This window comes from Thalassobacillus devorans (genome assembly GCF_900176565.1).
Classification (GTDB): Bacteria; Bacillota; Bacilli; order Bacillales; family Halobacillaceae; genus Thalassobacillus; species Thalassobacillus devorans_A.
Genome location: NZ_FXEH01000005.1, coordinates 1256144 through 1276180 on the forward strand (window position 1 = coordinate 1256144; position 20037 = coordinate 1276180).

Here is a 20037-nt window from a genome sequence, read left to right on the forward strand (position 1 = left end):
TGTCAATTAAAAGTAAAGGGAAGTAATGCTTTTTCACCAATCTGACAAAACTTACCCCTTATCACTTTAAAACTTCAGCGAAGTATTCTAAAATAAAAGGTAATTCACGAATTTTTAGAAAAATCCAAATTAGGAGTCCTTGCCAAACATAAGTGTCGCAGGTGTTTTTTTACTTAAGTAAGAAATCGTTTACAAATTTTAAATGAGGTGATTCTATGGACATGCAACCAATTCCAGCACGTGAAGGCAATCACAACATGAAAGACTACAACGAAGCATACGAACAATTCCAATGGGATAGTGTGAAGAGTCAATTCTCTTGGAGTGAAACAGGAAAAGTAAACATCGCTTATGAGGCAATCGACCGCCATGCAGACAACCCTGATAAGAAAGATCAGACAGCATTGATCTATTCGGCTCCTAATCGTGAAGAGAAATTGACATTTGAAGATTTGAAATTCAAAAGTAACCAATTCGCGAATGTATTGAAAAAATATAACGTCAATAAAGGTGACCGTGTCTTCTTATTCATGCACAGAAGTCCGGAATTCTACGCAGCATTTCTAGGAATCTTGAAAACCGGTGCCATTGCCGGACCACTATTTGAGGCATTTATGGAACAGGCTGTACGCGACCGTCTGGAAGACAGTGAGGCAAGCATGCTTGTCACAACTCCAGAGCTGTTGGACCGGGTACCTGTCGATGAGCTTCCAAACTTGAAACAGATTGTCATTGTCGGCGATGTACCTGAAAATGGCGACTACATTGATTATCATAAAGAAATGGATCAGGCATCCCAGGATTTCGACATTGAATGGGTAGATTTAGAGGATGGCATGCTGCTTCACTATACCTCCGGTTCTACCGGCAAGCCAAAAGGTGTTTATCATGTACACAACGCCATGCTGCAACACTATCAAACTGGTAAATGGGTACTGGATCTGAAAGAAGGTGACACTTACTGGTGTACGGCCGACCCGGGCTGGGTAACTGGTACAAGCTATGGTATTTTTGCCCCTTGGCTTAACGGTGTGACCAATGTGATCCGCGGCGGACGTTTCAGCCCGGATGACTGGTATGGCACCCTGGATAAATATAACGTTACGGTCTGGTATTCCGCACCGACAGCTTTCCGTAAGCTTGTCAGCGCCGGAGAAGAGGTGGCGAACAAGCACGATTTATCTTCGCTGCGTCACGTATTAAGTGTCGGGGAACCGCTTAATCCAGAAGTAATTACCTGGGGACTGAAGGCGCTCAACCTTCGAATCCATGACACATGGTGGATGACGGAAACCGGAGGCATGATGATTTGTAACTATCCGGCTATGGATATGCGTCCAGGTTCCATGGGTAAACCTTTCCCTGGTACGGAAGCGGCAATCGTCGATAATGATGGGAATGAGCTTCCGCCAAACCGGATGGGTAACCTTGCCCTGAAAAAAGGATGGCCGTCCATGATGCGCGCTGTTTGGAAGAATCCAGGCAAGTATGAAAGCTACTTCCTTGGTGACTGGTATGTATCCGGGGACAGCGCCTATATGGATGAAGATGGCTACTTCTGGTTCCAGGGTCGTCTGGATGACGTGATCAACACGTCAGGTGAACGCGTCGGCCCATTTGAAGTAGAAAGTAAATTGATTGAGCACGAAGCAGTTGCTGAAGCCGGTGTTATCGGTAAACCGGACCCTGAACGCGGCGAAATCATCAAAGCGTTCATCACCTTGAACGAGGGTTATGAAGAGTCTGATGAATTGCTCGAAGATATCCGTCAGTTCGTCAAAAAAGGATTGAGTGCGCATGCGGCGCCTCGTGAAATCGAAATCAAGGATACGATTCCGAAGACACGAAGTGGTAAAATCATGCGTCGTCTCCTTAAATCCTGGGAGCTTGGTCTTCCAACTGGAGACACCTCTACACTAGAAGAATAAGCAATCAAAAAAGATGCCTGCAATGTTACTGCAGGCATCTTTTTAATACTTATTTTTCTAAATCACCCTGGGGGCCGAAGAATTCGTAATTAATCTGTTCCATTGGAACGTTCCATTCTTTCAAAGCACCATAAATAGCTTTCATGAATCCTTCTGGTCCACAGAAATAGAAATCAGAATCCTGCGGAACAATGGATTGAAGCCATGCAAGGTCGACATACCCTTCTTTAGCATGGATTTTTTCTTTCATATCCTCTTCTGTTGGTGTGTCATAGACGATATAAGTCTTAATGTTTGGATATTCTTCTCCAGCCATCTTCATATCATGCTTCAAGGCATGGACGCTGCCATTACGAGCGGCATGAATGAAATGAACTTCCCGATCGATTTGTTGTTTGATAATAGTCTGCAGCATGCTCATCATTGGTGTAAGCCCAACGCCGCCACTGATCAGTACCAGCGGTTTTTTGGATGCTGTATCAAGGAAGAAATCACCGGCAGGGGCACTGACAGGGATAACGTCTCCTTCATTCACATGTTTGTGCAGGAAGTTAGATACTTTACCCTCTGGAAATTGTTCTGTCCCTTCCTCTCGCTTGACACTGATTCGGTAATAGCCTTTTCCAGGAGCGTCAGAAAGACTGTATTGGCGTAATTGATCAAACTCTTCATTCGGCATTTGTGCTTTAATGGTCAAATATTGGCCGGGTTTATAGCCTGGTAAAACTCCTTCGTCAACTGGTTTTAAGTAGAAGGACGTAATGACATCACTTTCTTTTACCTTATCAATGACCTCAAAATCGCGGTAGCCGACCCAGCCGCCAGTCTCTTCGGCAGTTTCTTGATACATGTTCGCTTCCACTTGAATGAAAGCCTCTGCAATGACTCCATAAGCCTTTTCCCATGCATTAATGATATCATCGGTAGCCGCATCACCGAGTACGTCTTTAATAGCAAGCAGCAAATACTTTCCTACAATCGGGTACTGTTCGGGTACGATATTCATACTGCGGTGTTTATGGGCGATCTTTTCGACTGCAGGCATGATAGCGCTTAAATCATCGATGTATTGAGCAGCGGCATAGACAGCATTCGCAAGGGCGCGTGGCTGCTTTCCTTCTTTTTGGTGTGTCATATTGAAAACATTTTTAAGCTCCGGGTGGGCTTCAAACATCATTTGATAGAATCTGGTTGTAATTTGTTCTCCGTGTTCCGCAAGTACAGGCACAGTGGCTTTAACCGTAGCGATTGTCTGCTCATCAAGTTTAGGAAGTGTTTCTGTAGACATAATGAAAAAACTCCTTTTAAAAAGTTAGTGTGATTTAAAGATGTATTTTTCGTGTATCTTTATTGTTAAACATTATAAACACTAAAGCAATATTAAAAATGCATGTTTTTGTGACAATTTGGTTAACTGTTTCACATGAAACAATTGAAGTTTACAAATAAGACAATCGTTATCTACCTGTGATACGATTATAAAAAGTAAATTATTTAAGGAGTATGCTACATGCGTCTGAAAAAATATACGGATTATGCGCTTCGTGTGCTTATATATACCGCTTCAAAACCAGAAGGGGAGCTTGCGAGCATCAAAGAAATCTCGAAAGTCTTCGATATTTCGGAAAACCATTTGAGCAAGATTGTCCATCAGTTGAACAAGCTGGACATGCTCACGACCATCAGAGGCCGGTCGGGTGGGATCAGGCTCGCTAAACCACCGGAAGAGATCAATGTCGGGGATGTGGTGAGAAAGATGGAAGATGATTTTATCCTGCTGGAATGCTTTGACCGTGGTTCTGATCATTGTGTGATTACACCAGCCTGTAAACTGAAGCATGTACTAAACGATGCGCTTGAGGCATTCCTGAATATTTTGGACGAATATACACTTCAGGATTTATTGAGCAATAAAAGCAGGCTCCGACAACTGATGGATATTACCGATTAAATAGGCCGCCTCTCTTAGGCGGTTTTCTTTTATTCCAAAGCCTTTTGATTATGAAACTAGCTGCAGACCATACTATAAACAAGGTATGAAATAGGAGGACGGATTCATGGAAAAAATATATGATGTCATTGGGATCGGGATTGGACCTTATAACCTCGGATTAGCTGCATTAATGGAAAAAACAGAGCTGGAAGGACTGTTTTTTGATAAAACGGCTGAATTTGACTGGCATCCAGGAATGATGATTGAAAAAATGAATTTGCAGGTTCCTTTTCTGGCCGATGTCGTAACATTGGCGGATCCGACAAGCACGTATACATATTTAAATTATTTGCATGAACAAAATCGGATGTTCCAATTTTTCTTTTTCAGCGAATTCAAAGTCCCGCGCCAGGAATATAATGATTACTTGAAATGGGTAGTTGAAAAACTGGATGGTCTTATGTTCGGGTATGAGGTAGTAGATGTCATCGACCATAACCAGGGTGAAGATGCTCATTATGAAGTCATTACAAAGTCAGTCAAAAACAGCGAAGAGAAAAGCTTTCGCGCCAGGCATATCGTCATGGGTACAGGAAGCAACCCGCTAATTCTGGATGAAATGAAAGGATACCCGGAAGAAGACATCCTTCACACTAGTGATTACCTGTATCAAAAAGGAGAATTACTTTCTTCTGACCATGTTACCATCGTCGGTTCCGGTCAAAGTGCTGCAGAAGTCCTTTTGGACCTGTTGCAGGAACAAGAATACCGTGACAATATGCATTTAACGCTATTCACACGATCATCCGGCCTATTCCAACTCGAAAGTGCCAAACTTGGACAGGAATTTTTCGCGCCGGATTATATTGATTATTTCCATGGTCTTTCCTACGAAAAAAGAAAAGACTCGCTTGATTTGTTAGGCAACCTACGGAAAGGTATTGATCCCGACACGCTAGAAGAGCTCTATAAAACGCTTTATCACAAGTCGACTGGTGATAAGAAAGCAAGTGTAACCATCCAGCCAATGACAGAAGTAAAGGATATTGAAAGAAATGGAGATTCTTACTTGCTTAAATGTCATCAATGGCAGGTGGACGAGGAGTTTGATTATCCTACGGAGAAAGTGGTATTGGCGACCGGGTACGCCCCCCATATTCCAGACTGGTTCCTGAATCGCTTTCAAGAAAAAATCGAATGGGAAGATGAGAAGCGCTACCGTGTAACCCGCGATGCCCGCCTTGTATTCCATGAGAATAGGAATCATCATTTCTTTGTCGCGACGAATCTGGCCCATTCTCATGGTGCCGGTGCTACCAACCTTGGGCTAGCCGTCCGGCGCAATGTTCAAATTATAAACAGGATTGCCGGAGAAGAACTCTATCAAGATAAAAGAAATACGATCTTTCAGCAATTCCAAATGGAAGATAAAGACAAATAAGTTTAATTCAGTTATGCACGGGTAAATCAAATATGTGACTTCATTAGAAATCGAAAAATATAAATGAAGGAGGATTTTTGTTATGAGTAAAAAAATAGCATGCTTAATGACGGATATGTTTGAAGATGTGGAATATACCGATCCTGCCAAGCAGTTTAAAGAAGCAGGACATGAAGTAGTGACGATTGAAAAGGAATCAGGGAAAGAGGTAACTGGTAAACAAGGGGAAGAAACGGTTAAAATCGACAAAGGAATCGATGAAGTTAAACCGGAAGATTTTGATGCCTTGTTCTTGCCAGGTGGATTTTCACCAGACCAGCTTCGCGGCGATGAACGATTCGTAGAATTTGCGAAGCATTTCATGGATGAAAAGAAACCAGTATTCGCTATCTGTCACGGTCCGCAACTCTTGATAACAGCTAAAACGCTGGAAGGCCGTAAAGCGACAGGATTCAAGTCGATCGCTGTTGATATGGAATATGCCGGTGTCGACTATAAGGACGAAGAAGTGGTCGTCTGTCAGGACCAGCTGGTGACAAGCCGTAATCCGGATGACCTGCCAGCCTTCAACCGTGAATCCTTGAAGCTTCTCGATAAATAAATTTCACTGATTTCCAAACACCTGTGAGGCCATTTAAGGTCTCGCAGGTGTTTTTTTGTTGTTTTTAACTCAGTGTTGAGATGATTTTTATTTCCGTTATGGTTGAGAGGCTTTGGAGGTCCGGGAAATCACTCGCTTTCCATGGGCGTACGGTGAGCTTCCTCGGGCTAAAGCCCTGCGGGATCTCACCATGCACTATCCTCCCATCGGAGTCTCGCAATTTCCCGAACCTCCTTGCGTTTATGCGAGAAACGGAAACATTGAAATATAGTCCTTCTACAACAGAGAGAGCTACTTATAAAAGCCTTGTAACCTGTGATTGTAGAAAACAGTCTCATTTATAAAAGGGGTTCGTTGCTCTCCATCATAGAATGGGGTGGCTGGGAAACTGCGAGACTCCCGTGGGAGAAGGATCTAGGCGAGATCCCACAGGGCGATAGCCCGAGGAAGCTCGCCAGTTCCCCCACAGGAAAGCGAGTAGTTTCCCAGCCACCCCTGACTCTTTTATGGAAAAGAACCCTTGATATCTCAAAATCAAGTCTTCGACTTTTTGGGATTATTATTGAATAAGCAAGCTATGATTAAAAGATAAACCAATCCTATCGTGACATAAGAACTATTTTTTCTGAAATTTATGACTTATGTGGTATAGACAACTATATAAATGATTAGATACGCTACATGTAAGAAAGTGTAAGCCTTTTCATTCGCTTATGTTCGACAACAATATGCACAAAGGAGGAAGGTAATGAATAAGAAAACATGGAAGCTGGCATTGGTGGCTGGGATCGGTTTTTCTCTTTTAGGGAGCAATGGGACTTTGATTCATGCGGATAATTCTCTCCCGCCCAAACCGACACTGGAGCAAAAAGAAAAGAAGGACTCCCACAAGAATGTCCATCCTGCTTTTTCATGGGGTGACGCGGGGCCTGTCTCACCCGTTTTACATCCAGGATCTGTTAGAGGGGCAGGGATGGTGGAAGCACCCCTGTCAGATATTGACGATTTGATGCAAAGTAAAATTGAAGAAGGAGTCATGCCTGGTGCTGTGACATTCGTTGCGCGGAAAGGACACATTGTACAGCATGAAGCGTATGGCCATGCCGCGTTATACACGGACGACCAGGGGACAGAAATGGACAACCCGGCAGCTATGGAGAAAGATACGATTTTTGATATGGCGTCGATCAGCAAAGTGTTCACTACAACAGCAGCTATGCAGCTATATGAAGAAGGGTTATTCGACTTGGACGACCCTGTAGCGGACCACATTCCTGAGTTTGCAGCCAATGGGAAAGAGCAAGTGACGATTCGGCAGCTGATGACCCATACCTCCGGATTTACAGCATGGGTACCGCTATATACTCAGGAAGGAAATAGGGAAGATCGCCTTCAATACGTTTTAGAACACCCGTTGGCCAATGAACCAGGCACAAGCTATACATACAGTGACCTGAATATGATCACGTTGAGTGTATTGATTGAACGACTGTCCGGTCAACGCCTTGATGAATATGTAAAAGCAAATATTACAGAGCCCCTTGGCATGAAAGATACGATGTACAATCCCCCTGCATCTTTGAAAGAAAGGATAGCGGCGACAGAATATCAGCCGTGGACAGATCGGGGAATTGTGTGGGGCGAGGTACATGATGAGAATGCCTGGTCGCTGGATGGGGTAGCTGGCCATGCCGGAGTCTTTTCCACTGCGGAGGATTTAGCAGTTTTCGCTCATATGTATTTGAATGAGGGCAGCTATGGAGGAACAGAAATTCTGAAACCAGAGACAGTTAAGCTCCTCGCTGAAAATCAAATCCCGCAATTCCCTGGTGATGACCATGGCCTTGGCTGGGAACTGCAGCAGGGCTGGTATATGGATGCGTTATCCGGAAGCATGACTCTTGGCCATACCGGTTACACAGGCACTTCTATCGCTGTCAGTCAAAGTAACGATACAATTGCCATACTGCTTACCAACCGGGTTCATCCTACCAGAGAAACTGTTTCAACCAATGTGGCCCGTCGCCCATTTGCAAGATTAGTTGCAGACGCTATTCCGGTAGAAATGCCGAAAAAAGAAACATCCTGGTTTGCCGGCTATGGCGATCAGCTCAACCGGACATTGAAAGGAGAAATAAATCTGGATGAGCCGGCTGTCTTGAGTTTTGATACATGGCACCGGATTGAAGCGGGCTATGATAAAGGTTTCATTGAAATAACGAGAGACGGAGAAAGCTGGGAACAGGTGGGAGATGCACTGACCGGGAATAAAGACTGGCACACACGTGAGGTGACATTGCCAGCTGATACACAGCAGGTAAGATTCCGGTACCAGACTGATAGCTATACTAATGGCAGGGGATGGTACATTAACAATGCTGCGATCACATTGGAAGATGGCAGTGTCATAAATCCAGACCTATCAGGCGAAGGTTGGGAATTACGTAACTACTAAGCTGTGCAACATCCTGATAATCCTGTCGTGACAAGAAAGACTATTCAACATAAGGAGGATGTAACATGAGGCGTATCCGTACAAAATGGGTGTTTTCGTTACTGGCCTTTATGCTGGTATTTTCGCACCTGCTCTTAGGAATTCCTGCTCAAGGTGTGGAAGCGGCAGAGCGTGAAGGTGTTAAGGATCTCGTGCTTCTGGAAAACGTACCACAAGCAGGTGAAGAAATAGATGGACAGGAGTTGTATTTAACCGCACTTCACTTATACGAAGAAGGACATTTCATGGCAGTTTCGGAAGGTCTCACTTGGTCGTCAACAAATAAAAATGTAGCGACAGTGGACCAGCATGGTAATGTCACACTTACCGGACAGAACGGGAGAACTTTTATTGAGGTAAGTGACGGCACCTATGCAGACCGGATCGCGGTTGATTACAAGCCGGATGCTGATGCGTCCGGTACAAAAGGAAAACCTGCATCTACTGTGAAACTGGTCAAGGAAGAAGGCGAACGCTACGATATCATCGCTCAAGCCATTGAACAGATGAGTCTGGAAGAAAAAGTAGGACAAATGCTGATGCCGGATTTTCGTAATTGGAATGGAGAAAATGTAACGGAAATGCTTCCGGAAATCGAGCAGCTTGTCAAAGATTATCACCTTGGCGGTGTCATCTTGTTCCGTGAAAATGTTGTCACTACGGAACAGACGGCTGAACTTGTTTCTGCCTATCAGGAAGCTGCTGAAAAATACGGATTGCTTTTGACGATTGACCAGGAAGGCGGGATTGTTACCAGACTCCAGTCTGGAACGGATATGCCTGGAAATATGGCGCTTGGAGCCGCAGGATCTTCTGAAATATCAAGAAATGTCGGACAAGCGATAGGGGAAGAGCTGGCTTCCCTTGGTATTAATATGAATCTCGCTCCTGTGCTGGATGTCAATAACAACCCGGACAATCCGGTGATTGGGGTTCGCTCTTTCGGCGAAGATCCGGAATTAGTCGCAGAAATGGGGCTTGCCTATACGGAAGGTCTTCAAAGTACAGGAGTTGCTGCTACTGCGAAACACTTCCCGGGACATGGGGACACGGCGGTGGATTCTCATTTAGGGCTGCCAGAGGTACCTCATGATAAAGAGCGACTCAAAGAAGTGGAACTGTATCCATTTCAGCAGGCAATGGAAGCTGGAATTGATGCAATCATGACCGCTCATGTCACTTTCCCGAAAATCGATGATACAAAAGTGATCTCTCAAAAGACAGGGGAAGAAATTGCCCTTCCTGCCACACTTTCACCGAAAGTGCTGACCGGCTTGATGCGTGAAGAGATGGGCTATGAAGGAGTGATCATTACAGATGCGTTGAATATGAAAGCAATCGCAGATCATTTTGGTCCTGTCGACGCGGTTATTCGAGCAGTTAAAGCAGGCACAGATATCGTCTTAATGCCGGTAGGGTTGGAAGAAGTGGCTAGCGGATTGCTGGAAGCAGTAGAGACTGGAGAAATTGATGAATCACATATCGAAAAATCTGTTGAGCGAATTTTGACCTTGAAGATCAACCGTGGGATTTTCAAGGAAGAAACTCCTGAGCCGGTCGATGAAAAAATTGAAACGGCACTAGAGGTTGTGGGTTCGGAAGACCATAAGCAAGTGGAACAGGAAGCTGCCGACCGCTCTATCACATTAGTGAAAAATGACGATGTGCTGCCATTGCAGCCAGCTGCTGATGAACAGATTGTTGTAGTGGGCAACAGTTACATTAATGATCTGGGAGATGCAGTGAAGGAGCATCATGAAAACACAACGGTCATTAGAACCTCAAGCGCTGAGCTAAGTGAAGAGCAAATGGAAATCGTGCAGGAGGCGGACCAGGTGATCTTTGGGAGCTACACGTACAGTGTATCTACCCGTTCTGATTCCCATCCTCAGATGCAACTCGTGAATTCAATTATGGAGACGACGGATGCTCCTGTCATTGGTGTAGGCATTCGTAATCCATATGACATCATGGCTTACCCGACAGTAGATGCTTACCTCGCACAGTATGGTTTTAGAACCGCAAGTTTTGAAGCGACTGCCGCAACAATTTTTGGGGAGAATGACCCAACAGGAAAACTTCCAATCACCATTCCAGGGGAAAATGGTACACCGCTATTTGAATTCGGGCATGGCTTGAATTATTAGAACTGAAAAATTAAGGGAGGGGACATTATGAAAAAATGGATGATTTCAATTGTAACAACATTTCTCATCCTGTCTACACTGACGATTGCTATGGCTGATAACAATGGAAAAGGAAAAGGGAACGGCTACGGCAATGAAAAGAATAATCAGTTCGAACTGGGTGTAGAAGTATTGTTGAATGAGCAGAAGGATTTGATTGAAGGAAAAAAGGTGGGGTTGATCACAAATCCTACGGGAGTCGATCAGGAATTGAACAGCATTGTAGATTTGCTGCATAATGATGAAGATGTAAACTTAACAGCATTATATGGTCCGGAGCACGGCGTTCGGGGAAGCGCCCAGGCTGGAGAATATGTAGAATACTATATAGATGAAAAAACAGGACTTCCTGTTTATAGTCTGTATGGCCAGACCAGAAAACCGACACCGGATATGCTGGAAGATATCGATGTTCTTTTATTTGACATACAGGATGTAGGTACCCGTTTCTACACGTACATTTATACAATGGCTTACGCGATGGAAGCGGCTCAGGAAAATGACATTCCATTCATCGTTTTGGATCGTCCAAACCCGATCAGTGGAAGCAAAGTCGAAGGTCCTGTCCTTGATATGGAGTATAAATCGTTCGTCGGCAACTATCCGATTCCACTTCGTCACGGTATGACGGTCGGGGAGCTGGCCAAGTACTTCAATGAAGAGCATGAAATTGGTGCAGACTTAACGGTAGTCGAAATGGATGGATGGAAACGTCACATGTATTACGATAAAACACCGCTTGAATTCGTAGCTCCTTCACCGAACATGCCGACCCTTGATACTGCGCTTGTGTACCCAGGTGCAGCCTGGATTGAGGGAACGAATGTATCAGAAGGGCGAGGGACGACCCAGCCATTCGAATTAATCGGTGCACCTTTCATCGACAGCACAGACTTGGCGGCAGCAATGAATGAGCTGGAACTTCCGGGAGTGACCTTCCGCGCCGCATCATTCACGCCAACATTTTCTAAGCATGCTGGCAACCTTTCTCATGGGGTACAGATTCATGTCACCAACAAGAAGATCTTCCAGCCGGTGGAAACAGGCCTTGCGCTTGTAAAAACCATTCACGATATGTATCCGGAAGACTTTGAATTCCGTGCGGAAAACAGTTCCGGTATCTCTTTCTTTGATAATCTGGTCGGGAACGGCTGGATCAGAGAAGCGATTGAAGAAGGACAAAGCATTGACACAATCAAATCGCAATGGCAAGGTGAATTGGAGGATTTCAAAGAAATCCGCGACAACTATTTAATTTATAAGTAAAAAAACGAACAGCTGCCTGACTGGTATCGGTCGTGGCAGCTGTTTTCATATACGTATCGTCGCTTTGGGGCATTGTTGCTGCAATACTTCCCGGAATCTATCTTCTTCCTTTGGAATTGAAAGGAGATAGGTGTGGTGATGAGTATCGGTAACTGACAGACGCTTCAAAGTCCAGGCAGGACTTGATAGAGGGTTATAACTGTATTCGACAAGCTTTATATCCTCCAGTTTGACTCTTTTTTTAATTGGACCAAAATGTCCGATGAAAGCATCATCTGTCACTTCGTGGTATGATTGAAATAGCGCCCAAAGAAGAATAACGGCAATCGGGATAACAATGATCAATCCGATCCAGCCCTCTGCGGGGTCTGTATAAATACCCAGAACCCCCAGCGGCAAAAGGGCCATGGTCAGCAGCACGAGCAGTGGGTTTTTCTTTACGCTAAAAATCATTGGAATGCACCTCACGTTGTATGTCCTACATAGAAATACGAAAAAAGCAGAAAAAAAGTTTCATTGATACGGGAGGGAAAAGCTATGATAGTCAATCAGGTTGGAGATTCTTTTGTAATGATGGCGCAGCATGACCATGCGATAGCCTCAGGCAAGCTGGTCGATCACTGGAAACAGGATTTTATCATGCGGTCCAAACTCCGCCAGCACGCCGATTGGGCTGTTGGACAGCATGACCGTGCCTGGATTCCTTTGGATAAGCACCCGAAATGGAATGATGATAAGAACCGTCCTTATTCATTTGTGGATTACCCCTTGAAAGAGAAATTGAATGCCTATGTGCATGGCATCGATGAAATTGAAAAAGACTCTTACTATGCGGGTGTACTATGCAGTCGGCATTATAGCTCTTTTTTTCCAAAAGATTCACATGATGCAGACATCAAACACTTTCTCGATCATGAACAAAAACGGCGGAGCCGCTTGAAGAAGCAGATGAACGTAGAAGTACCAAAGTATCTTTATGATCTTCATTTTAAACGTCTGCAATTCTGTGATGATTTATCATTGTATATATGTATGCAGGAGCCGGGGATTTCGAAAGAAGAGGAGCTGTCATGGTTCAAAGATGGATTCAGACAGACATTTGATTTTGCTCCAGATGGCATGATTGCTCACTGGCTGGACAAATACACAGTTTCTGTTGCGCCTTTTCCTTTCGAGCGTCCTTTTGAATTATCCATCCCATATCGTGATGTACCGATGGATGATATCGATCGAAGGGGTCTTCAAAAAGCCTGGGATCAAGCGGATATTGAATACCGTCATGTAAAAATCGTCCCGGGAACATAAATGGAAAGAGGCTGCCTCCACCAATTTTTTGGTGAGACAGCCACCTGTTCATTCCAGTTTTTCGACATTAAACTGTCCTTCAATCAATGTCCAGTTTTGTGGGAAGGATAAACCTAGCTTCCAGTAGCTGACCCCTTTTAAACCAAGTTCTTTCACCAGGTCAAATTTACGCTGGATCGAACGGGCATCCTCAAACCACACCTCGTGTCTTTTCCCTTCGGCATCCTGATAAAAGAAAAAAGGTGCCTGGGCTTCCTCATCGTATTCAATCGCTACATTATTTTCTCTTGCCAGCTGAATCGCCTGTTGAGGGCTGATTGCTTTTGCGAATTCTCCGCCTTCTACATAAGGAAGTGTCCAATCATATCCATATAAGTTCTGACCAAGGAAAATCTTTTCTGCCGGCATTTCAGTCAAAGCATATTCGACTACCTCACGAACTGGGCCAATTGGCGATACTGCCATTGGAGGACCACCGCTATATCCCCATTCATAGGTCATCAAAACGACAAAATCGACGATTTCTCCATGCGCTCCATAATCATGGGCTTCATACCACGCACCTTCCTGTTCAGCACTGGTTTTGGGAGCTAATGCGGTAGAAATCAATAACCCTTCCTGCCTTAAGCGTTGCTTAGCCTTCCGGAGGAAATTATTATAATCCTCTGCCATTTCCGGTGGCAAAAATTCAAAATCAAAATGGATATCTTTATAACCGATCTGCTGAGCGGTAGAGATGATATTATTCAACATGGTGTTCTGGACGTTCTCATCGGTCAAAATCGTCCTCCCCAGCTCAGCGCTGAAACCATCGTCCGTTAAATTGGTCACCACCATCATCAAGGAAGCCGTACTGTCTTGTGCAATCTGCTGAAAGTCATCTAGCGGGGGTGCTTCCAGGCTGCCATCGGATTGTACACGGTAGCTGAATGGAGCGAGATAAGTTAAGAGGGGGCTTCTTCTTCTGGCGGCTGTTTCCAACGCCTGCGAAACCTGCCCTCCTGTCGGCTCCACGTAAGCGTTGAAAGACGCATTCACTTTCGGTTGAGGCGGAATGTACAGCCTCGTCCCTACCTGCAGAGGTGCATCCAATGGAATTTGGTTAATATCAGCCAGTTCCTGAGCTGTCATACCAAATCTCTGTGCAATCGTGTATAGGCTGTCTCCGGATTGGACGGTATAGAACTCCCCGGTAATCGGGATAACCAGCGCCTGACCGACAACGAGGTTTCCTGGAGTTTCTAATTCGTTCGCTTCAATAATGGCTTGTGGATTTATGTTGAACGTATTTGCAATCGAAAACAGGCTGTCTCCGCTTTGCACTACATATATCTGCATCTTGCCACTCCCTTCCTATTAATCCTTTATCAGTTTATGACCAGTAAGGGAGGGTTTATGATTATATCGGAGAAACATCTGCCTTCAAGACATTTTTCATCATCGTCAGTGCAAACATGTTATCATGCGGGTCATTGGATGCGACGGCATTCTGCGGAACCCATAGATCATACTCCCGCATATAAGCGTCATTAGCAGTAAATAAAACACAGATATTTCCCGCGATTCCGCTCAAAATCAACCGTTTTACACCTAACTCATATAAAAGAGACTGCAGCGAAGATTGATAAAACCCGGAATGCTTTGGTTTAATCAGGAAATAATCATCCTCCTTTGGGCGAAGGGCTTGTAACAACTCTTTATTATCATTAGTTAAACAATGCTGGTAGATTTGTTGCAGATCTGCCCGCCAGGATGCATAATGGTCATTGATATAGATGATCGGAATCTTGTGGTCACGGGCATACTGTTGTAACTTAAGCATAGCAGGAAGGATATGGTAAGTTTGGTTGAGCAGTTCCTTCCCATGATCAAATTGGAAGTCGTTGATGACATCAATATATAAGAGTGCCGATTGTTTTCCAGCGGTCATAAGGATTCCACCTTCTTTCATTTATATTCTGCTCGATGACGAGCTAAATCATGAAGAAAAGTGTGATGAAAATGTGTGAAGATGAAAAATGGATGCAATATGCGATGCAAGAAGCAAAAAAAGCAGAAGCTGTGGGCGAGGTTCCCATTGGCGCAGTCATTGTCAAGGATAATGAGGTTATTGCCTCTGGGTATAATTTAAGGGAAACAAGTCAGCTTACTTCCTCCCATGCAGAATTCATTGCTATCGAACGAGCGAATAATATTATGGGAAGCTGGCGGCTGGAGGACTGCACACTGTATGTGACATTAGAGCCATGCCCTATGTGTGCAGGAGCTATTCTGCAGGCAAGGATTCCTCGTGTCGTGTTCGGCGCCCCGGATCCAAAGGCGGGTTGTACAGGAACGTTGATGAATTTACTGCAGGATGAACGCTTCAACCACCAGGCGGAAGTAGTTGATGGAGTTCAGGAAGAGCAGTGCGGACAGATGCTTAGCGATTTCTTCAAGCGGATCCGCAGCCAAAAGAAAAAAATGAAATCATCCAAAGATTTACATTGATTTCCCATTGCATTTTAGAATGAAAATCGTTATACTGAAATATGCCGTGCTAAGCGGGGAGGTAGCGGTGCCCTGTACTCGCAATCCGCTATAGCGAGGCCGAATCCCCATCCGAGGTGGTGCGGCCTTATGGTCTGCCTCAAGTAAGTGGTGTTGACACCCAGGTCCTGCGCAACGGGAACCAGCGAACCCTGTCAGGTCCGGAAGGAAGCAGCAGTAAGCTGACCCTCCCGTGTGCCGCGGGAGTGCCTGGGTCGAGCCATGAGCTTGAGTAACGCATAGGGCCGCCCCATCGAAGATGGGTGCGCGGCATTACATAGGGAAGAACTCACCTGGAATCCCAGGTGAGTTTTTTTGTACAAAAAGACAGGTTTCTTCATGAAAGTCTTTAAAATAAGAAATACCAGGGATTTCGTCACAAGCTAGTTTTTTCTACTATTATTTTAGGCTCCACTTGTTTTCATCTGGAGAGACATTCAGGTATAATAGTAGAGAAACTATAAAAGGAGAACGGTTGTATGAGCTATCAGGCATTATACCGCGTGTGGCGTCCGCGAACTTTTGAAGACGTCGTAGGACAAACGCATATCACCCGGACGTTGCAGAATGCGATCATGCAGGATAAATTTTCGCATGCCTATCTTTTTTCAGGCCCGCGCGGTACTGGAAAAACCAGTGCGGCGAAAATTTTTGCTAAAGCAGTCAACTGTGAACGTTCTCCAGCAAAAGAACCGTGTAATGAATGTGCTGCATGCCGTGGCATACAGGATGGTTCTATCTCCGATGTCATCGAAATCGATGCCGCTTCGAACAATGGGGTCGAACAAATTCGTGAGATACGAGATAAAGTGAAGTATGCTCCTAGTGTAGTGGATTATAAGGTCTATATCATTGATGAGGTACACATGTTATCGATCGGCGCGTTCAATGCTTTGCTGAAAACATTGGAAGAACCGCCGAAGCACGTCATTTTCATTTTGGCGACGACCGAGCCGCACAAAATACCACTGACCATCATCTCCCGGTGCCAGCGTTTTGATTTTAAACGGATTTCCCAAACAGCAATGGTTGACCGAATGGAGAAGATCATTACACAGGAAGGTATCGAGGTAGCGAGGGAAGCGCTTGAAGTAGTTGCGCTGACAGCAGAAGGCGGCATGCGGGATGCATTGAGTTTACTTGATCAGGCAATTTCCTACAGTGATGAGGAAGTGACCATTGATGATGTTCTGGCTGTGACGGGCTCTGTATCCCAGCAAAAATTAGCCGGGGTTATCGAGTCGCTTCAGCAGCATGATGTTAAGCAGGCATTACAGCATGTAGATGATTTGATTCAACAGGGGAAAGATCCTGGACGGTTCGTTTTCGATTTGATTTATTATTTAAGGGATTTACTTCTATATAAAAGTGCTCCTGACTTGGCTGATAATCTTGAGCGGGCCATACCGGATGAGCAGTTCAGACGATTGGCGGAAGCAACAGCACCTGACTGGATCCAGCAGGCGATCAAAGAATTGAATAAGTGCCAGCAGGAAATGAAATGGTCGACCAGTCCGAAGGTGTTCATTGAAATCGCGATGTTGAACCTTGTCGACAGTCAGCCTGAGTCCCAGCCGGCAGAGTCAGAAGCGGTCCAGCGTCTGGTACGAAGGCTGGATGAGATGGAACGGGAGTTGAAGCAGCTCAAGCAGAATCCTGCATCTGCCCCATCTTCTCCACAAGAGTCAAGACGTCCGCAGCCTAGAAGCAACCGTAACGGATTTAAAGTACCTTATGAACGAATCCGTCTCGTATTAAATGAAGCTTCGAAAGATAATATCAAAATGATCCATTCGAAATGGGCGAACTTCATGGAAGCTTTAAAGCAGAACAACGCCCCGGCTCATGCCACATTGCTGAACAGCAAACCAAGGGCAGCTTCGGATAAAGGACTTGTCCTGGCGTTCCGGTATGAAATTCATTGTTCACTGGCTCTTGAACATAAACAGACCATTGAGCCTTTGTTAGCGGACTTCATCGGCAGAAGTGTGGAAATCATCCCCATTCCTGAGCCGAAATGGCAGGAGTTAAGGGAAGAATATGTTCGTAAGCAGAAAACGGAAGAAGCGGAAAATGGGGAAGACGGCAAGGAAGAGGAAGAAGATCCATTAATCACCGAAGCGCGCAAGCTTGCTGGTGATGATTTGATAGAAATACATGATTAAATATCCTGAAGGAGGAATTTGCCATGCGTGGTGGAGGAAACATGAATAATATGATGAAACAAATGCAGAAGATGCAGAAGAAAATGATGAAAGCCCAGGAAGAGCTTCATGAGCTGACTTTTGAAGCAACTGCCGGTGGTGGAATGGTTAAAGTTGTAGCTAACGGGAAAAAAGAAATTACAGATGTAGAAATTAAAGAAGAAGTCGTCGACCCTGATGATGTGGATATGCTGCAGGACTTAATTCTTGCTGCAACCAACGATGTATTGAAGCAAGTAGATGATAAAACTAACGATACCATGGGACAATTCACTCAAGGCTTGCCTGGAGGAATGTTCTAGGAGGAATTCAAATGTATTATCCAGAGCCGATTTCCAAGCTCATCGATAGTTTCACGAAACTGCCAGGGATAGGCCCGAAAACGGCTGTCCGCCTGGCTTTTTTCGTGCTGGAGATGGAAGAATATGATGTTTTGGAGTTTGGTAAATCACTAGTAAATGCTAAGCGGGAACTTACCCATTGCTCGGTTTGCGGGCAAATCACCGATCAGGATCCGTGTTCCATCTGTCAGGATGAAGCACGTGACAATTCACTTATTTGCGTCGTACAAGATCCGAAAGATGTCATAGCTATGGAAAAAATGAAAGAATTCAGTGGGAAATATCATGTCTTGCATGGGGCGATTTCTCCCATGGATGGTATCGGCCCGGAAGATATCAACGTGCCGAGCTTATTGAACCGCCTGAAGGACGAAGGCGTCGAAGAACTGATTCTGGCTACAAATCCGAATATCGAAGGAGAAGCGACAGCTATGTATATATCCAGACTCGTCAAGCCTTCGGGAATTCGGATCACCCGTCTGGCCCATGGGCTGCCGATGGGTGGAGATTTGGAGTATGCGGATGAAGTCACTCTTTCGAAAGCAATGGAAGGCAGAAGAGAACTATAATAAGAGGGTGTCACATTTGAGAAGGAAGAAAATCAAAAAGGTGATGGATCAGGAACTCTTGGCTGAAATATATTATTTGAAACAAGATTGGATGCAGTTGAAAAAAATCATCGATCATAGCATTGAACCTACGGAAGAAGGTTTGCGGGATCTCGCGCTGGTCCAGGCGAAGTATTTCTATCTTCTCCGGGAAGCGAGATATCGAAAGCTGAACGCACTGTCTTAAATGGAGTGCTATTCCCCGGATCCTTTTCATATGAATGATAGAAAAGGACAAGCAGAAGGGGGAAGTTGCTGTGGAGCCGGTAATTGTCATTAGCGGTTTAGTGATTGCTATTGTGTTGATACTTGTATTAGGAGCCCCGATAAAACCGATGAAATGGGTGGGGCTGGCGAGTATGAAACTGTTGATCGGCGTTTTGTTACTATTTTTCGCCAATGTGTTTGGAGCAAGTATTGGATTGCATATACCAATTAATATCTTTACGGCGGTCGTAACCGGGTTGCTGGGAGTGCCGGGACTGTTGTCATTGACCGCGCTTCAGCTTTGGGTGTTATGAATAAAAAGGCGGGGAGCATTTGCCTCGCCTTTTTATATTTACGACCTTAGGTTAGCTCGATATCGAGCCCGAGTCACCTTAATGAAAACGGCATTAATAGGAAGAAAAACATTATTTGATATTTTTTATAAAAAACCCTTGCACTGTTTGAAATGCCGTGATATATTATTACTTGTCGCTTCAAGAGAGCGGCTCACAACAAGAAACAACACAAAATAAATCATGAAAAAGTTGTTGACATTAAAACAACCCCATGATATATTAATTAAGTCGCCAATTTGAGCGGCAAAACAATTTTGATCTTTGAAAACTGAACGAACCAACCAGTACGTCAATACAATTTCTTCATTATATGAGGAAATGAACAACGCACTTTAGCAGTGCAAGAGCAAGGATCTTCGACTAAGTTCGCAACGTCCTGTTGCAACGTCGAAGTCACCCCATCCATGGGGAAGTCAAGACAAACTTCACTTTTATGGAGAGTTTGATCCTGGCTCAGGACGAACGCTGGCGGCGTGCCTAATACATGCAAGTCGAGCGCGGGAAGCAAGCGGATCCCCTTCGGGGGTGACGCTTGTGGAACGAGCGGCGGACGGGTGAGTAACACGTGGGCAACCTGCCTGTAAGACTGGGATAACCCCGGGAAACCGGGGCTAATACCGGATAACACCGGACTCCAC

At 44.8% G+C, this 20037-nt stretch carries 18 protein-coding genes, 1 rRNA gene and 1 other RNA gene; 16 read left to right on the forward strand and 4 right to left on the reverse strand.

Annotation, left to right across the window (positions count from 1 at the left end; genetic code table 11):
* Positions 1–215 precede the first annotated feature (215 nt).
* On the forward strand, positions 216–1928 hold the full coding sequence (gene acsA / locus B9Y67_RS10735) for an acetate--CoA ligase (protein ID WP_085506675.1): 1713 nt from the start codon (positions 216–218) through the stop codon (positions 1926–1928).
* 49 nt (positions 1929–1977) lie between these two features.
* Here the strand turns inward: acsA and hmpA are convergent, their stop codons facing one another.
* Positions 1978–3216 (reverse strand): NO-inducible flavohemoprotein, encoded by a 1239-nt coding sequence (gene hmpA / locus B9Y67_RS10740; RefSeq protein ID WP_085506676.1) that lies wholly within the window; start codon positions 3214–3216, stop codon positions 1978–1980.
* 222 nt (positions 3217–3438) lie between these two features.
* On the opposite strand from hmpA, the gene B9Y67_RS10745 reads away from it, so the two are divergent.
* From B9Y67_RS10745 to B9Y67_RS10775, 6 genes are all read left to right on the forward strand, one after another.
* Positions 3439–3879, forward strand: coding sequence for an Rrf2 family transcriptional regulator (locus B9Y67_RS10745; protein WP_085506677.1), 441 nt, complete (start codon positions 3439–3441; stop codon positions 3877–3879).
* Between the two features lie 106 nt (positions 3880–3985).
* Entirely contained in the window at positions 3986–5302 is a 1317-nt protein-coding gene (locus B9Y67_RS10750) for a lysine N(6)-hydroxylase/L-ornithine N(5)-oxygenase family protein (RefSeq protein ID WP_085506678.1), read from the forward strand.
* Positions 5303–5384: 82 nt separating this feature from the next.
* A complete protein-coding gene (locus tag B9Y67_RS10755; protein WP_085506679.1) occupies positions 5385–5903 on the forward strand; it encodes a type 1 glutamine amidotransferase domain-containing protein in 519 nt (172 codons plus the stop codon).
* 748 nt (positions 5904–6651) lie between these two features.
* Positions 6652–8358, forward strand: coding sequence for a serine hydrolase domain-containing protein (locus B9Y67_RS10765; RefSeq protein ID WP_085506681.1), 1707 nt, complete (start codon positions 6652–6654; stop codon positions 8356–8358).
* Between the two features lie 65 nt (positions 8359–8423).
* Entirely contained in the window at positions 8424–10544 is a 2121-nt protein-coding gene (locus tag B9Y67_RS10770) for a glycoside hydrolase family 3 protein (RefSeq protein WP_085506682.1), read from the forward strand.
* A 27-nt stretch (positions 10545–10571) separates the two neighbouring features.
* Positions 10572–11849, forward strand: a complete 1278-nt coding sequence (locus B9Y67_RS10775) for an exo-beta-N-acetylmuramidase NamZ family protein (RefSeq protein ID WP_085506683.1) — start codon at positions 10572–10574, stop codon at positions 11847–11849.
* Positions 11850–11894: 45 nt separating this feature from the next.
* Here B9Y67_RS10775 and B9Y67_RS10780 read toward each other — a convergent pair whose 3' ends face one another.
* Complete coding sequence (locus B9Y67_RS10780; RefSeq protein ID WP_085506684.1) at positions 11895–12302, reverse strand: PH domain-containing protein; 408 nt, start codon at positions 12300–12302, stop codon at positions 11895–11897.
* An 84-nt stretch (positions 12303–12386) separates the two neighbouring features.
* Here B9Y67_RS10780 and B9Y67_RS10785 point away from each other — a divergent pair, with 84 nt between their 5' ends.
* On the forward strand, positions 12387–13154 hold the full coding sequence (locus tag B9Y67_RS10785; protein ID WP_085506685.1) for a DUF3891 family protein: 768 nt from the start codon (positions 12387–12389) through the stop codon (positions 13152–13154).
* Between the two features lie 48 nt (positions 13155–13202).
* On the opposite strand, the gene B9Y67_RS10790 is transcribed toward B9Y67_RS10785, so the two are convergent.
* Complete coding sequence (locus B9Y67_RS10790; RefSeq protein WP_085506686.1) at positions 13203–14492, reverse strand: glycoside hydrolase family 18 protein; 1290 nt, start codon at positions 14490–14492, stop codon at positions 13203–13205.
* Between the two features lie 61 nt (positions 14493–14553).
* Entirely contained in the window at positions 14554–15084 is a 531-nt protein-coding gene (locus B9Y67_RS10795) for a cysteine hydrolase family protein (RefSeq protein ID WP_085506687.1), read from the reverse strand.
* A gap of 71 nt (positions 15085–15155) precedes the next feature.
* On the opposite strand from B9Y67_RS10795, the gene tadA reads away from it, so the two are divergent.
* The 8 genes from tadA to B9Y67_RS10835 all read left to right on the forward strand — a co-directional run.
* Positions 15156–15644: a tRNA adenosine(34) deaminase TadA gene (tadA, locus tag B9Y67_RS10800; RefSeq protein WP_085506766.1), complete on the forward strand. Its 489-nt coding sequence runs from the start codon at positions 15156–15158 to the stop codon at positions 15642–15644.
* Positions 15645–15688: 44 nt separating this feature from the next.
* An RNA gene (gene ffs / locus B9Y67_RS10805) (signal recognition particle sRNA large type) lies at positions 15689–15954 on the forward strand.
* Between the two features lie 208 nt (positions 15955–16162).
* Positions 16163–17848, forward strand: coding sequence for a DNA polymerase III subunit gamma/tau (dnaX, locus tag B9Y67_RS10810; RefSeq protein WP_085506688.1), 1686 nt, complete (start codon positions 16163–16165; stop codon positions 17846–17848).
* Positions 17849–17871: 23 nt separating this feature from the next.
* A complete protein-coding gene (locus B9Y67_RS10815) occupies positions 17872–18189 on the forward strand; it encodes a YbaB/EbfC family nucleoid-associated protein (protein ID WP_085506689.1) in 318 nt (105 codons plus the stop codon).
* 11 nt (positions 18190–18200) lie between these two features.
* The gene (gene recR / locus B9Y67_RS10820; RefSeq protein ID WP_085506690.1) at positions 18201–18797 is read left to right on the forward strand and encodes a recombination mediator RecR; all 597 of its coding nucleotides are present in this window, start codon (positions 18201–18203) and stop codon (positions 18795–18797) included.
* A gap of 16 nt (positions 18798–18813) precedes the next feature.
* Positions 18814–19023 (forward strand): YaaL family protein, encoded by a 210-nt coding sequence (locus tag B9Y67_RS10825; protein WP_229717897.1) that lies wholly within the window; start codon positions 18814–18816, stop codon positions 19021–19023.
* Positions 19024–19057: 34 nt separating this feature from the next.
* Positions 19058–19357 (forward strand): pro-sigmaK processing inhibitor BofA family protein, encoded by a 300-nt coding sequence (locus B9Y67_RS10830; protein WP_085506692.1) that lies wholly within the window; start codon positions 19058–19060, stop codon positions 19355–19357.
* Between the two features lie 472 nt (positions 19358–19829).
* Positions 19830–20037, forward strand: a 16S ribosomal RNA gene (locus tag B9Y67_RS10835); the annotation flags it as partial.

Coding starts and splice junctions, on each gene's coding strand:
- hmpA (WP_085506676.1), bottom strand. CDS start 3,216: ATGTCTACAGAAACACTTCCTAAACTTGATGAGCAGACAATCGCTACG.
- B9Y67_RS10755 (WP_085506679.1), top strand. CDS start 5,385: ATGAGTAAAAAAATAGCATGCTTAATGACGGATATGTTTGAAGATGTG.
- B9Y67_RS10790 (WP_085506686.1), bottom strand. CDS start 14,492: ATGCAGATATATGTAGTGCAAAGCGGAGACAGCCTGTTTTCGATTGCA.
- B9Y67_RS10775 (WP_085506683.1), top strand. CDS start 10,572: ATGAAAAAATGGATGATTTCAATTGTAACAACATTTCTCATCCTGTCT.
- B9Y67_RS10750 (WP_085506678.1), top strand. CDS start 3,986: ATGGAAAAAATATATGATGTCATTGGGATCGGGATTGGACCTTATAAC.
- acsA (WP_085506675.1), top strand. CDS start 216: ATGGACATGCAACCAATTCCAGCACGTGAAGGCAATCACAACATGAAA.
- B9Y67_RS10765 (WP_085506681.1), top strand. CDS start 6,652: ATGAATAAGAAAACATGGAAGCTGGCATTGGTGGCTGGGATCGGTTTT.
- B9Y67_RS10795 (WP_085506687.1), bottom strand. CDS start 15,084: ATGACCGCTGGAAAACAATCGGCACTCTTATATATTGATGTCATCAAC.
- B9Y67_RS10745 (WP_085506677.1), top strand. CDS start 3,439: ATGCGTCTGAAAAAATATACGGATTATGCGCTTCGTGTGCTTATATAT.
- tadA (WP_085506766.1), top strand. CDS start 15,156: ATGTGTGAAGATGAAAAATGGATGCAATATGCGATGCAAGAAGCAAAA.
- dnaX (WP_085506688.1), top strand. CDS start 16,163: ATGAGCTATCAGGCATTATACCGCGTGTGGCGTCCGCGAACTTTTGAA.
- B9Y67_RS10780 (WP_085506684.1), bottom strand. CDS start 12,302: ATGATTTTTAGCGTAAAGAAAAACCCACTGCTCGTGCTGCTGACCATG.
- B9Y67_RS10770 (WP_085506682.1), top strand. CDS start 8,424: ATGAGGCGTATCCGTACAAAATGGGTGTTTTCGTTACTGGCCTTTATG.
- B9Y67_RS10830 (WP_085506692.1), top strand. CDS start 19,058: ATGATAGAAAAGGACAAGCAGAAGGGGGAAGTTGCTGTGGAGCCGGTA.
- B9Y67_RS10815 (WP_085506689.1), top strand. CDS start 17,872: ATGCGTGGTGGAGGAAACATGAATAATATGATGAAACAAATGCAGAAG.
- recR (WP_085506690.1), top strand. CDS start 18,201: ATGTATTATCCAGAGCCGATTTCCAAGCTCATCGATAGTTTCACGAAA.
- B9Y67_RS10785 (WP_085506685.1), top strand. CDS start 12,387: ATGATAGTCAATCAGGTTGGAGATTCTTTTGTAATGATGGCGCAGCAT.